The following is a 12,869-nucleotide window of genomic DNA, read 5'->3' on the forward strand; positions in this document are numbered from 1 at the left end:
TGATTTGTACGAAAAGAGAAGAACCGTAATGGCAATACCGTTTCACAAGGAGATCCGGATCGGCGGCTATCTGCTCAAGCAGAAGCTGCTGGGCCGCAAGCACTATCCGCTGGTGCTGATGCTCGAGCCGCTGTTCCGTTGCAATCTGGCCTGCGTCGGCTGCGGCAAGATCGATTATCCCGATGCGATCCTGAACCGCCGGATGTCCGCGCAGGAATGCTGGGACGCCGCCGAGGAATGCGGCGCGCCGATGGTTGCGATCCCGGGCGGCGAGCCGCTGATCCACAAGGAGATCGGCGAGATCGTGCGCGGCCTGGTGGCCCGCAAGAAGTTCGTGTCGCTGTGCACCAACGCGCTGCTGCTCGAGAAGAAGCTGCATCTGTTCGAGCCGTCGCCCTTCCTGTTCTTCTCGGTGCATCTCGACGGCCTGAAGGATCATCACGACAAGGCGGTGTCGCAGGCCGGCGTGTTCGATCGCGCGGTGTCGGCGATCAAGGCGGCGAAGGCCAAGGGCTTCACCGTCAACGTCAACGCGACGATCTTCGACAACCATCCGGCCGAGGAGATCGCCAAGTTCCTCGACTTCACGACCGAACTCGGCGTCGGCGTCTCGATGTCACCGGGCTATGCTTATGAGCGAGCGCCCGATCAGGAGCACTTCCTGAACCGGACCAAGACGAAGAAACTGTTCCGCGACGTTTTCGCCCTCGGCAAGGGCAAGAAGTGGAACTTCATGCATTCCGGCCTGTTCCTGGACTTCCTCGCCGGAAATCAGGAGTTCGAATGCACCCCGTGGGGAATGCCCGCGCGCAATATCTTCGGCTGGCAGAAGCCGTGCTACCTGCTCGGTGAAGGCTACACCAAGACCTTCAAGGAGCTGATGGAGACCACCAACTGGGATTCCTACGGCACCGGCAAGTACGAGAAGTGCGCGGACTGCATGGCGCATTGCGGCTACGAGCCGACCGCGGCGACGGCGTCGCTGAACAATCCGCTGAAGGCGGCCTGGGTCGCGTTGCGCGGGATCCGGACCTCGGGTCCGATGGCGCCCGAGATCGATCTGTCGAACCAGCGTCCGGCTCAGTACATCTTCGCCGAGCAGGTGCAGAAGACGCTGTCAGAGATCCGCCGCGACGAGGCTGCCGCTGCCAATCACGGCGCCAAGCACGAAGCTTCGACAGCCGCGTAGGCTGCGAAGCGCCCGATTGAAGTCGATTCCGGTCGAAATCAGCGACCGGATCGACGTCGGGTGGCGGGCCAGCCCGCGCAGCACCTTCCGCAAATCGATGTCGCCGTTCGGCTTGATCGCGGTCGACACCATCTGCGGCAGGCTGCGGTTGGCGGGATCGCTGATCACGCGCAGCGCCGCGAAAGGCAGATTGGCCATGGCTGCGAAATCGGCGGCGATGTGGCTTTCCATATCGACCGCGGCTGCGCCGGTTTCGGAGCGCAGCGCCGCTTTCGAGTCGCGCGCCGCCACCACCTGCTCGACGCCGACCAGCCCGCCGCGCACCACGCGCTGACGGCCGAGGCCAGCGCTGCTCACCAGTTCATCGCTCAGCGCGATTTCCGACTGCCAACGGCGGTCGCCCGCCATCACCTCGGTCGCGATCACGATATCGCCGGAGCGAAGCGAGGGGTCGAGCCCGCCGGCCACGCCGAAGCTGATCACGCCGCGGATCGACGACGAATCGAAATCCGCCATCATCATCCGCAATTGCTTCGGATCGCTGCTGCTGCAGATGACGGTGAAGCCCGGCCCCGCTGCGATCCGCGCTTCCTGGATGAGCCCCGTCACAATCAGAACCGGCCGCGGATCAAAACCCGCGGCCGCGTCGCCCCTAGCCCCCAGAATCACATTCCGACCCCTACGACCTTGCTGTTCGTGGCTCTCAAATTTCGATACCGCGCCAGCGCCCAGAGCGGAAAGAACTTTGAGTAGCCATGATACCGCAGATAAAACACGCGCGGAAAGCCTGTAGCGGTGTGGCGCTGCTCGTCCCACAGTCCTTTTTCGGTCTGTGTGCCTTTTAGGTACTCAATCCCGCGCGCTACCGCCGGATGATCGACTTCCCCGGCAGCCATGATCGAAAGCAAGGCCCATGCCGTTTGCGACGCCGTGGACGGCGCAGTTTCGTAGCCCCGGTAGTCCAACCGGTAGCTGACCCCGTCCTCGCCCCAGCCGCCATCGGCGTTCTGAATCGACGCCAGCCAGGCGACCGCCTTGCGGATCGCCGGGTCCTGATGATCGACGCCGGCGGCGTTCAGCGCGCACAGCACCGCCCAGGTGCCATAGATGTAGTTCATGCCCCATCGGCCGTACCACGAGCCATCCGGAAGCTGGGTCTTGCGCAGATAGGCAACGCCCCGCGCCACCGCCTTGCTGGTCTGCTCGGTCTCGCCGAGTTGCGCCAACATCGAAACGCAACGCGCGGTTACGTCCTCGGTCGGCGGATCGAGCATCGCGCCATGGTCCGAGAACGGGATGTTGTTCAAATAATATTCGGTGTTGTTCACATCGAAGGCAGCCCAGCCGCCGTCGTCGCTCTGCATCCCCTCGATCCATTCGCGGCCGCGGGCGATGGCATTGTCGTAGGCCGCGCTCGGCTGATCGCGGCGGGCGCGGTCGAGCGCCATCACCACAACCGCGGTGTCGTCGAGATCGGGATAGTGGGCGTTGTTGTACTGGAACGCCCAGCCGCCGGGGCGGACATTGGGGGCCTTCACCGCCCAGTCGCCCTTGAGGTCGAGCACCTGCTTCGGCAGCAGCCAGTCCAAGCCCTCGCGCACCGGCTGCGCGGCCTCGGCGCCGCCCGCCTCGAGCAGCGCGTGGCAGGTCAGCGAAGTGTCCCAGATCGGCGAGACGCAGGGCTGGCAATAGGCCTCCTCCTCGCCGATCACCAGCAGCAGATCGATGCCGCGCCGGGTGATCGCCCGCGGCGGATGGTCCTCGGGATAGCCGAGCACCTTGTACATCATCACGGTGTTGGCCATCGGCGGATAGATCGCGCCGAGACCGTCCTCGCCGTTCAGCCGCTCCTCGACGAAGGCGACGGCGCGGTCGATCGCGTGTTTCCGCAGCTTCTTCGGGATCAGTGGTTCGATCACCCGCAGCACCGCGTCGATCGCACCGAACAGCGCGAACAGGCCGCGATTCTGATGCGGCGCCCTGGCGGGCATCCCGATCGATTTCGGGTCCTGCAGGAACAGCTCGTCGAGCCCGACGCCGAGCCGGTTGACCGCGCGCGGCTTCAGCGCCGCCAGCACCATCAGCGGCACGATCGTGGTGCGCGCCCAATACGAGATCTTGTTGAGATGGAACGGCGACCACATCGGCAGCAGCATGATCTCGACCGGCAGCACCGGAACGGCGCGCCAGGTCAGGATGCCGAACATCGCCAGCAGGAATCGCGTGAACACGTTGGCGTGGACCGCGCCGCCGCGCGACAGGATCGCCTCGCGCGCCTTGGCCATATGCGGCGCGTCGATGCTGTCGCCGATCATCTTGAGCGCGAAATAGCCCTTCACGGTGGCGCTCATGTCGAATTCGCCGTCATACACCAGCGGCCAGCCGCCATGTGCGCCCTGGGTCCGGCGCAGATAAACGGCGATCTTGGCTTCCAGCGCGGCGTCGATCGGTTCACCAAGATAGTGCCGGAGCAGCACGTACTCGGCCGGAATGGTGCAGTCGGCCTCGAGTTCGAACACCCAATGGCCGTCGTCACGACGATAACCCAGCAGCGCGGCGCGCGCCGCGTCGATCGAGGCGTCGAGCGTGTTGCCGCGCTCTCCACCCGGATTGAAAGTTCCGGAATCCATGTCTTTGCTAGTCTCCGTGCTTGTCGGCCGGCGTATCGCTCAGGCCTGACTCAGCGCCAGTACCAAGTCCGCAGCCCGGTTCCCTGACCGGACCGACCCCTCGATGGTGGCGGGCAACCCCGTATCAGTCCAATCACCCGCGAGGAATAGGTTTTTCCACTGGGTGACCGGCCCAGGACGCAGGGCGTTCTGCGCCGGTGTAGCCTCGAAGGTTGCCCGACGCTCGCGGACAATTTGCCACGGCGGCAAATTTGCCCTGATCCCCGCAACTTGACAGATTTCGGCCCAGATCGCGGCCGCAAGCTGGTCGCGTGGGGCATCGACCAGTCGGTCGCCGTTGCTGATGGTCACCGAGAGCCGGTTCGGGAAGGCGAACAGCCATTCCACCTCGCCGCCGATGACACCCGTCAGCGCCGGCATCCCGGCCGGCGGCGCGTAATTGAAATGGGCGTTGACGATCGCCCGGTAATTTTGCGGCGCCTTCAGGCCGGGCAGCAGCGCAGCCGCCGGCCGCGGCGGCACGGCCAGCACCACGACGTCATCGGGGCCGACCGCGACCACATCCTCGCCGCCGAAATTCAGACCGCCGACGCGATCGCCGGCGTGCGTCAGCGATCGCAGCTCGTGGCCGAACTGCACGCCCGGGCCGCTGCGCTTCAACAGCTCGACGGCCGGCTCGACCAGCACCGCGCTGAGGCCGTCGCGGGCGATCAGCGGGCGGCACGCCTTGCCGCCGGCCAGCAGCGTCTCGCGCACCACCGCGCCGGCGAGCCCCGCAGAGCCCTCCGCCGGTTCGACGTTGAGGGCAGCGAGCAGCAACGGCCGCACCAGCCGGTCGTACAGCGGGCCATTGCACGGAATGGTGTCGCCGATCAGTTTGCTTGTCGGCGCCCACAGCAGCGGCATCAGCGCCAGATAGTCGCGCAGGCTGGTGTCGGGCACCCGGCTGTTGGCGTCGAGCACCCACAGCGGCAGCCGGCCGCTGCCGAGGTTGATCCGCCAGCGCGCGTTCGATTTCAGGTCCATGAAGTCGAATTCGGCGCGCTCCGGCCCGACCAGCCCGGCCTCGGTGCCGATCGCGCGCGCATAGTCGAGCGCGGCCTGGTTGCCCGACAGCAGCAGATGATTGCCGTTGTCGATCACGAGGTTGGTCTGCGCGTCGAAATAGGAGCGGCAGCGCCCGCCGGCCTGCTGCATCGCCTCGTAGACGTGCACGACGAAGCCCTGGCGGGAGAGCTTGATCGCGGCCGCAAGGCCGGAAATTCCGGCGCCGATGACGTGAACTGTTGTTGGCATCAGACCACCGCGTATTGCAGCAGGATGGCGATCTTCGACGCCTTGCCGAGTTTGACCGGCGCCCGCGGCGGCGCGAAGCCGCGCGCGATCAGCAGTTGAAGGATCGAATAATAGTATTTGCCCATGATCCGCGGCGCCTTCACCAGCCGGCGCGGATTGCGGCTCATCACCACATCGGCGGCGTCGAAATGCTTCAGCGCGCGCGCGACCAGCGGCGCGCAGACGTTCGGCAACGCGGGGTCCCTGGCGACAAGCATCGGATCGATGCTGGTGATGCCCGCCGCGACCAGGCCCTCGCGCGGCAGATACAGCCGGCCGAGTTCGGCGTCTTCGTCGATGTCGCGAAGGATGTTGGTGAGTTGCAGCGCGCGGCCGAGATGATGCGCGAGCAGGATGCCGTCCTGTTCCGGCAGGCCGAAGATCCGCACCGACAGCCGGCCGACCGCGCTGGCGACCCGATCGCAGTACAGATCGAGCGTCGCATCGTTCGGGGCGCGGATGTCGGCGGTGACGTCCATTTCCATGCCGTCGATGATCGCGAGAAAATCCTCGCGCTTCAGGCCGAATGCGCGCACCGAGCCTTGGTAGTCCGCAAGCCGCGGCGGCGGCGCGCCGCGATACAGCGCCTCGATATCGTCGCGCCAGCGCTGCAATCCGGCCCGCCGCAGATCGCGCGGCTCGTCGGAATCGGCGATGTCGTCGACATAGCGGCAGAAGCTGTAGACCTGAAACATCGCCTCGCGCTGCGGGCGCGGCAGGATGCGCATCGCCGCGTAGAACGAGCTGCCCAGCGCGACGCCCTGGTGCTCGGCCGGTTCGGTGGTGGTCTGGAGGGTCATGCGCGCGGCGCCGGGTTCGACACCGGTCCCTTTCGGAAGGTGCGGCGGGTGATCTCGGATCCGACCGCGCCGATCGTGGAGAACAGAAACTCGATCGGCTTCAGATGCACGCGCTCGCTGAGCGGATCGCGCACCTTGAGCATCCGGACGATGCGATCGGCGAACGCCTGGATCACCGAGACTTCGAGGCCGAGCCGGAAATCCTTGACCTCGGCCGCGAGCGGACGGCCTTCGCCGAGCAGCACGTCGGTGCGCGCGGCGAGGCTCTGCAGACAGTGCAGCAGCGCCGGCGAGGATTTCAACTGGCCGAGTTCCTCGACCTGGGCGCCGACCGCGTCCAGCGCATCGCGCGGCAGGTAGACGCGGTTGAGATTGCGATAGTCCTTGCCGCAATCCTGCAGGTGATTGTTGACCTGCAGCCCGGCGCACAGCGCGTCGGACGCCGGCCAGGTCGAGGTGCTCTCGCCATGGACGTCGAGCATGAAGCGACCCACCGGCATCGCCGAATAGCGGCAATAGTGGATCACCTCGTCCCAGTCCTCGTAGCGCAGCTTGGTGACGTCCATCCGGAACGCGATCAGCACGTCGAGGGCGTGGCGCGGCGGCATCCCGCGCTCCGCCAGCGCGCGGCGCAGATTGACCGCCTCGGGCTGGGTTTCGCCGCGGCCGAGCAATTCGGCCTCGAGCAGATCAAGGTAGCTCAGCTTGGTCGGGGCATCGAGCATCGCATGGTCGGCGATGTCGTCGGCGGTACGGACGAAATTGTAGAACGCCAGAATCAGATCGCGATGCCGCGGATGGATGATCCACGACGCAACCGGGAAATTCTCGTCCCGGTGGGTCTTGCCGGATCGCAGTTCGCTCGCAGACGTCATCGGCTCTGGCTAACGCTTGTTACGGACATCGGATTGAAGACAAGGAAAAACGTCGCGAACGGACCCGCCCGGCATCCCGGGCAGCTCCGTTCGCGACGCCATATAAGGGAAATTCTCCGGTTAAACCAACGATATTGACGCGGTTTTTCCAGAGGGCCGAAAGTCCCGGTCTACATCGTTACCGGTCCCTGGTCAGGACCTCGGTCCGAGCCTGGGCAGGCGGTAGAAACCCGCCCCGGCCGATCCGCCGCCTTACTGGCCGTGATTGACCAGCACCTGGTTGCAGGCGCGGCTGATCTTCGGACGGTTCTCTTTCAGGCAGGCCAGGATGGCGAAATCGCCCTGATCCATCAGCTTGCGGCAGTGTCGCTGCACGTCGCGCGAGCAGGCGGCTTGCTCCTCGGGCGTACCGCTGCGCTGTTGCTGCTGTTGGGCGAAGGCGCCGGTCGATATCGGAACGAGCAGCAGCGTGAGCGCAAACAAGGTCTTCTGCATTGTCTTCCTTCGAGATGATGCGGGGAAATCCGGAATCCATTGTCGATCAGCGTCAACGCGACGCCCGGGACGGTCTGTCAACCCTCGATCGACACGGATGTGCAAGCCGCCATCTGGCCGCGCAAATGCGGCCAAATTTGCGCAGATATTGCGACAGTTGCGATGATGTTTCAAATCTCGCCAAGTCAGTCAGCCATTTCTTGGCGCAGCGTTGCGAATTTGCGACAATTGCGCGAAGTTCCGACCATTCTGCGCGTGTCCGGCGCGCCACAATCGCGCGCCCTCGGAAGCGCCCCGGTGTTTGCGCGGAACCAACCGGTATATGATTTGATTTGAACCAGTCGTTACGCAAAAACACTAACAGGCTGATGCGGCGGAGCGTCGTCTCGGCACGAATTTCTCAGGGGTAGACAAGAAATGAGACTGCTTCGTTCATCCACTTCGCTTCATGGCTTGAAGGCGGCCGGAATCGCCGCGGCGATGCTGCTGTCGGCCTCGGCGAGTTACGCCGATGGGCCGTTCGCCGGCTTCAATGGTTCGTGGTCCGGCACCGGCACCGTCGCCCTGTCCGATGGAACGAAGGAGCGGATTCGCTGCCGGGCGACCTACAAGGTCGGCGGCGGCGGCAACGAACTCGCCCAGACGCTGCGCTGCGCCAGCGACAGCTACAAGTTCGACCTGACCGCCAACGTCATCAGTAACGGCGAACGGATCTCCGGAAACTGGAGCGAAGCCAGCCGCAACATCAACGGCAACCTTCAGGGTAAGGCCGGCGGCGGCAACATCGAAGTGTTCGTCGAGGCCGCGGGCTTCGCCGCCAGCATCTCGCTGGCCACGCGCGGCAACAAGCAGTCGGTCGCGATCAGCTCCAAGGGCGACATCCGCGGCGTCAACATCAGCATGACGCGCGGCTGATCCTCAATTCCAGGCCGGAGCGGGATGACGTTTCGAAGATCGTTCATCCTGCTCCAGCCGAATCAAAACCCCTCGGACCCGGCGGTCCGAGGGGTTTCTGTTAGAGCGTTTTCGAGCGAAGTGGAAACCGTTCGCGTGAAGAAAACGCGTCAGAACAAAAAGTTAGAGCTCCGGTTCTGATTCTATCAGAACCGGAAAAGCTCTAGCGAGCGCTTGAGGCGCCGTCCTACATGGCCGCCTTGGGCTTGCGGTTGCCGCGCAGACGCTCCGCCATGCCGATCAGCCACATCGCGGTCGGGCGCAGGATGAACAAATCGGCGACCAGCGCGGCGACCATCGCAAATGCGCTGAGCCAGCCGAACAGCCGCAGCGACGGCAGGTCGGAGAACACCGTGACGCCGAGGCCGCAGGCCAGCACCACGGTGGTGAGGATCAGCGCCGGCCCGACCAGCACGGTGGCGCGCTCGACCGCGACCGCGGCGCTGGCGCCGGGCGGACTTTCCAGCCGCAGCCGGTTGAGGAAGTGGATCGTCGCGCTGAGGCCGAGACCGAACGACACCGTCAGCGCCACCACGCTGGCGAATTGCAGCCCCTCCCCCATTACCCAGAGCAGCGTGCCCGACAGCACCACCGGGAAGATGCCCGGCAGGATGCAGGCCAGCATCACCACCACCGAGCGGAACGCGAGCCCGATGAACACCGCCACCAGAAGGAATTCGATGGTGAGGCCGTGGTTGAGCTTCGAGATCATGTCGGCGCTGTTGCGCGCGGCGATCGCCGACAGGCCGGTGACCGCGACCTCGTAGCCGGGGTGTTTCTGCCGCACGGCGTCGAGCGCCTTGTCGAGCTTCTGCACCACCGGCAGGATCTCGCTGGAATCCAGATCCGGCACCCGGCCGGACACCACCACCGCGGCCTGGTCGGCGGAGATGAAGCGCCGCACCAGATGCTCGGGAATGACGTCGACATATTCCTTGAGCGTCGCGACGTCGTCGGTCCGCGCCTTTTCGGCGAGCCAGCGGCGCAGCGTCTCCAGCGACCAGACATTGCCGACGCCGGCCTGTTTCTCGACCATGGCGTGGACGTCGGCGATGGTCTGCAAAGTCTCGGGCGAATACAGCGTCTGGCCCTTGGGCAGCTCGATCAGAACGTCGATCGGATTGGCGCCGGTCAGCTTGGCGTCGAGCCGGTCGCTGGCCTGCACCGCCTGCTGCTTGTCGGGCACCTGATCGGCAAGCCGGTAGCGCGGTTCGAGATTGGCGTAGATCACGCCGAGGCCGCCGACGAGCAGCAGCGCCAGCAGGCTGAACAGGCCGGGACGCCCGACCATCCGCACCGCGATGAAGGCGCAGAACCGGCGCAGCGCATTGACGCCGAGATCGCCGCTCTGAAACTTCGCGGCGAACGCCTGCTCGTTGCGCACCAGCAGCACGCCGAACACCGGCACCAGCGACAGCACCGCGACCAGCGCGATCACGGTGGCAACGAGACCGGCCTCGCCGAAAGCGCGGATCAGATCGGAATCGGAGAACTGCAGCGCGATGAAGGAAATGCCAGCGGTGGCATGGGTCAGCACACAGGCCGGGCCGACCACCAGCACGGCGTTGCGGAATGCGGTGTATTTGTCTTCGCCGGCGATCAGCCTGTCTCTGGCGGCAAAGGTGAGCTGCATCGAATCCGCGAAGCTGATCACCATGATCAGCGGCGTCATCACATTCAGGAACATGTTGAGGCTGAAGCCGGCCCAGCCGAGCACGCCGAGCGACAGCAGGATCGCCAGCAGCGGCGGGAACGCCGCGACCACCATGAACGAGATCTTGCGGAAGAACAGGATCGCGATCACGCAGCCGGCGAGGATTCCAGCGATGTTGTAGATCAAGCCGTCGCGCTCGACCGCGTTGCGGATTTCGAGCTGCATCACCGGAACGCCGGACAATTGCCGCGACAGGTCTGCGCCTGCGAGGTCCTCGGCCATCACCTTGCGGATTTCGCCGATGGTGCTGGCGAGCTTGTTGTTGCCGACGATCTCCGGGTCCAGCGACAGCACGACCAGCGCCAGCGTGCCATCCTCCGACAACAGCTTGCCGCGGATGATCTCGTTCGCCTTCACCGTCTCGATGAACTTGTCGTAGGCGTCGCCTTCCGGCAGTTCATTGGGAAACAGCGCCGCCGGCAGCCTGCCCGGCTCCGGCGCCTGCCGCGCCGAGAACAGCGAGATCAGCCCGCGGACGCCGTCGACGAGCTGCATGTCGGTGACGAGATCGCGCAGCTTCTCGAGATTGTCGCGCGCGAGCAGCGTCTTGCCTTCGACCACCACCAGCACGTCGAATTCGGTCGAGGGGAAACGCTTGGTGACCTGCTCGTATTGCTGGAACTCCTTGGAGTCGGAGCGGAACAGCTGACTCAGCGAATCATCGATCTTGATCCGCTGGATGCCGAAGATCGCGGCGACGATCAGGATTGCGAGAATCACGCAGGAGAGGATCGGCGCGCGCACCGCGATCAGCCCCATCCGCTCCAGCCCGAAAGCAATGCTGAGCCGGCGCCGGTTGGTCTCGTCGATGTCGGCGTCGTTGATGTTCTTGTGCAGCATGCGCTGTTCCGTTCTGGCGATCGTTCAATAACCAAGATGTTCGGCACGATGACGACATCGCAGCGCTGCTGAAGCGCGAGACTTCGACAACATGCGATGAATGCATCGTGCGCAGGATTTACAGGCTCCGGAGCCCCCCCGGGTGGAGCACCGGGGGCACAGTCGAACAGATTCGCTCGGCCGGCGCGATCCAGCATTCCGCCGCGCGTCATGCCGGCCTCGTCGCCCCCTCGTACAACCCCTTGGCCGGTCGCGACGGCCGCCGGGCCGACGCCGATACCGGTCGCGGCGACCCGCGCCGGGGCAGTCGCGGCAGATCGCCGAAGCGACGCGCCGTCCGCGCCGATCGGTCATCGTCCGGCCTCACCCGGCCGCGCGCGAACGACGCCCGGAACGGCGGCCGCCAGGGCCCTACTCCGCCGGCACCGAGGCTTCGCGCAGCCGGATCGAATAGTTCGACGCGTTAGCCTGGCCGCGCGAGGCCTCGCGGGCGTAGATGATCAGATGATGCGCGACCACCATGACGCCGAGCAGGTTCTCGATGTCGCCACGAAGGATCCGCGGCACCGCGAATTTCCAGAAGGCGAGCTTGTAGTCGCCGCGAATGCCGATCTGCCAGATGATGTTGCGCAGCATGATCAGCCCGCGCTTGATGTTGGCCTTCGAGGAGCGCTGCGGCGTGTCCGGATGCAGGCGCGTCGCGTAGGCGTTGCGGATCTGGTACTCATAGCGCGCCAGCAGCGCTTCGGGCTCGTAGGCGCGCGCCATGCAATCCTTCCACATCGCCACCACCTGATCGTGGGGCAGCAGGAAGTCGACATTGGACTCGCGGCCGTCGTCATGGATCAGCCGGCCCTCGCTCTCCAGCCGGTCCCACAGCGGCGTCTTCGGCAGCGCCTGCAGCAGGTTGATGGTGAGCAGCGGGATCTGCGACTGCGCGATGAACTGCATCAGGAATTCGCCGGTCTCCGGCGTATCGGTGTCGAGGCCGAGGATGATGCCCGACACCACTTCGATGCCGTAGCTTGAGATCGTGCGAACGCCCTCGAGGATCGGGACCATCATGTTGTGGTCCTTCTGCATCGCCTTGAGCGCAACCGGATCCGGCGTTTCGATGCCGCAGAAGATGGTGGTGAAATACGCCTCGCGCATCAAACTGAGGATTTCAGGCCGCTTGGCAATGTTCAGCGTCGCCTCGCAGGCGAGCTGCAGCGCGAAGCCGGTGCGCTTCTGCCATCCCACCAGATGTGGCAACAGATCGAGCGCCGCCTTGCGGTTGCCGATGAAATTGTCGTCGACGAAATACACCGAGCCGCGGATGCCGCATTCGACCATCCGGTCGAGCTCGACGATGATCTGCTCCGGCGTCTTCAGCCGCGGGTTGCGGCCGTACAGGCCCGGAATGTCGCAGAATTCGCACTGATACGGGCAGCCCGAGGAATACTGGATGCTGCCGAGCAGATATTTGCTGCATTCCGCCAGCTCATAGGCCGGGACCGGAAACAGCGTCATGTCGAGGCGATCTTCGGTGGTGAAGATGATCTGCCGCTTCGGCCGCGTGACGTCGTGCGCCAGCTTCGCGATCAGCTGGTCGGTGGCGTCGCCGAGTTCGCCGACATGCAGATAGTCGAAGCTCGGGTAATGATCCGGGCAGGCGCTGACCGACGGCCCGCCGATCGCTACCGGCAGATCATAGGTGTGGGCGCGTTTGCAGATGTCGTTCATCTGCTGGCGCTGGATGTGCATGCCGCTCACGAACACCGCATCGGCCCAGCCGAAATCCTCGGGCGTCGCCGCACGGATGTTTTCGTCGATGAAGCGAACCGACCAGTCTTCCGGCAGATAGGCGGCGATCACCAGCAGGCCTTGCGGCGGCATGAACGCCGCCACGCCGTCCATCAGCGGATAGGAGTTTTGAAACGTGCCGAATGACTTGGTGTAACGCGGGAAGACGCACAGAATGCGACGGCTGGTTTGGCCGGATTCAGCTCTCATCAGACTTCCTCAGGGAACAATTCTCGAAACCCGTCTTTGATC

The 12,869-nt window shown here is 64.9% G+C and carries 11 protein-coding genes; 3 read left to right on the plus strand and 8 right to left on the minus strand.

The window, feature by feature from the left end:
* Nucleotides 1-28: 28 nt before the first annotated feature.
* Nucleotides 29-1,189, plus strand: coding sequence for an adenosyl-hopene transferase HpnH (gene hpnH, locus BMY71_RS08035; RefSeq protein WP_011503960.1), 1,161 nt, complete (start codon nt 29-31; stop codon nt 1,187-1,189).
* Here hpnH and BMY71_RS08040 read toward each other — a convergent pair.
* The 6 genes from BMY71_RS08040 to BMY71_RS08065 form a co-directional block, all read right to left on the minus strand.
* Nucleotides 1,118-1,858, minus strand: coding sequence for a phosphorylase (locus tag BMY71_RS08040; protein ID WP_092682937.1), 741 nt, complete (start codon nt 1,856-1,858; stop codon nt 1,118-1,120). The two genes, hpnH and BMY71_RS08040, sit on opposite strands and share 72 nt — an antisense overlap.
* The gene (shc, locus tag BMY71_RS08045; RefSeq protein WP_092682939.1) at nt 1,855-3,819 is read right to left on the minus strand and encodes a squalene--hopene cyclase; all 1,965 of its coding nucleotides are present in this window, start codon (nt 3,817-3,819) and stop codon (nt 1,855-1,857) included. The genes BMY71_RS08040 and shc overlap by 4 nt, the downstream gene beginning before the upstream one ends.
* Before the next feature lie 39 nt (nt 3,820-3,858).
* Nucleotides 3,859-5,115 carry a hydroxysqualene dehydroxylase HpnE gene (gene hpnE, locus BMY71_RS08050; RefSeq protein WP_092682941.1) on the minus strand — a complete coding sequence of 419 codons (1,257 nt, stop codon included), beginning with the start codon at nt 5,113-5,115 and terminating at the stop codon, nt 3,859-3,861.
* The gene (hpnD, locus tag BMY71_RS08055; RefSeq protein WP_092682942.1) at nt 5,115-5,954 is read right to left on the minus strand and encodes a presqualene diphosphate synthase HpnD; all 840 of its coding nucleotides are present in this window, start codon (nt 5,952-5,954) and stop codon (nt 5,115-5,117) included. Before hpnD ends, hpnE begins: the two co-directional genes overlap by 1 nt.
* Nucleotides 5,951-6,829, minus strand: coding sequence for a squalene synthase HpnC (gene hpnC / locus BMY71_RS08060; protein WP_011503965.1), 879 nt, complete (start codon nt 6,827-6,829; stop codon nt 5,951-5,953). Before hpnC ends, hpnD begins: the two co-directional genes overlap by 4 nt.
* A gap of 252 nt (nt 6,830-7,081) precedes the next feature.
* The gene (locus BMY71_RS08065; protein ID WP_011503966.1) at nt 7,082-7,324 is read right to left on the minus strand and encodes a hypothetical protein; all 243 of its coding nucleotides are present in this window, start codon (nt 7,322-7,324) and stop codon (nt 7,082-7,084) included.
* 39 nt (nt 7,325-7,363) lie between these two features.
* Between BMY71_RS08065 and BMY71_RS24345 the strand changes: the two genes are divergently transcribed.
* A complete protein-coding gene (locus tag BMY71_RS24345) occupies nt 7,364-7,660 on the plus strand; it encodes a hypothetical protein (protein ID WP_139202614.1) in 297 nt (98 codons plus the stop codon).
* Between the two features lie 81 nt (nt 7,661-7,741).
* Nucleotides 7,742-8,239, plus strand: a complete 498-nt coding sequence (locus BMY71_RS08070; protein ID WP_011503967.1) for a hypothetical protein — start codon at nt 7,742-7,744, stop codon at nt 8,237-8,239.
* Nucleotides 8,240-8,465: 226 nt separating this feature from the next.
* On the opposite strand, the gene BMY71_RS08075 is transcribed toward BMY71_RS08070, so the two are convergent.
* Both BMY71_RS08075 and hpnP read right to left on the minus strand, forming a co-directional pair.
* The gene (locus BMY71_RS08075) at nt 8,466-10,832 is read right to left on the minus strand and encodes an efflux RND transporter permease subunit (RefSeq protein WP_092682943.1); all 2,367 of its coding nucleotides are present in this window, start codon (nt 10,830-10,832) and stop codon (nt 8,466-8,468) included.
* Between the two features lie 411 nt (nt 10,833-11,243).
* Entirely contained in the window at nt 11,244-12,827 is a 1,584-nt protein-coding gene (hpnP, locus tag BMY71_RS08080; RefSeq protein ID WP_092682945.1) for a hopanoid C-2 methylase, read from the minus strand.
* Between the last annotated feature and the right edge of the window lie 42 nt (nt 12,828-12,869).

The organism is Rhodopseudomonas pseudopalustris, assembly GCF_900110435.1.
Classification (GTDB): Bacteria; Pseudomonadota; Alphaproteobacteria; order Rhizobiales; family Xanthobacteraceae; genus Rhodopseudomonas; species Rhodopseudomonas pseudopalustris.

Coding starts and splice junctions, on each gene's coding strand:
- BMY71_RS08075 (WP_092682943.1), bottom strand. CDS start 10,832: ATGCTGCACAAGAACATCAACGACGCCGACATCGACGAGACCAACCGG.
- hpnP (WP_092682945.1), bottom strand. CDS start 12,827: ATGAGAGCTGAATCCGGCCAAACCAGCCGTCGCATTCTGTGCGTCTTC.
- hpnH (WP_011503960.1), top strand. CDS start 29: ATGGCAATACCGTTTCACAAGGAGATCCGGATCGGCGGCTATCTGCTC.
- BMY71_RS08070 (WP_011503967.1), top strand. CDS start 7,742: ATGAGACTGCTTCGTTCATCCACTTCGCTTCATGGCTTGAAGGCGGCC.
- hpnE (WP_092682941.1), bottom strand. CDS start 5,115: ATGCCAACAACAGTTCACGTCATCGGCGCCGGAATTTCCGGCCTTGCG.
- hpnC (WP_011503965.1), bottom strand. CDS start 6,829: ATGACGTCTGCGAGCGAACTGCGATCCGGCAAGACCCACCGGGACGAG.
- hpnD (WP_092682942.1), bottom strand. CDS start 5,954: ATGACCCTCCAGACCACCACCGAACCGGCCGAGCACCAGGGCGTCGCG.
- BMY71_RS08065 (WP_011503966.1), bottom strand. CDS start 7,324: ATGCAGAAGACCTTGTTTGCGCTCACGCTGCTGCTCGTTCCGATATCG.
- shc (WP_092682939.1), bottom strand. CDS start 3,819: ATGGATTCCGGAACTTTCAATCCGGGTGGAGAGCGCGGCAACACGCTC.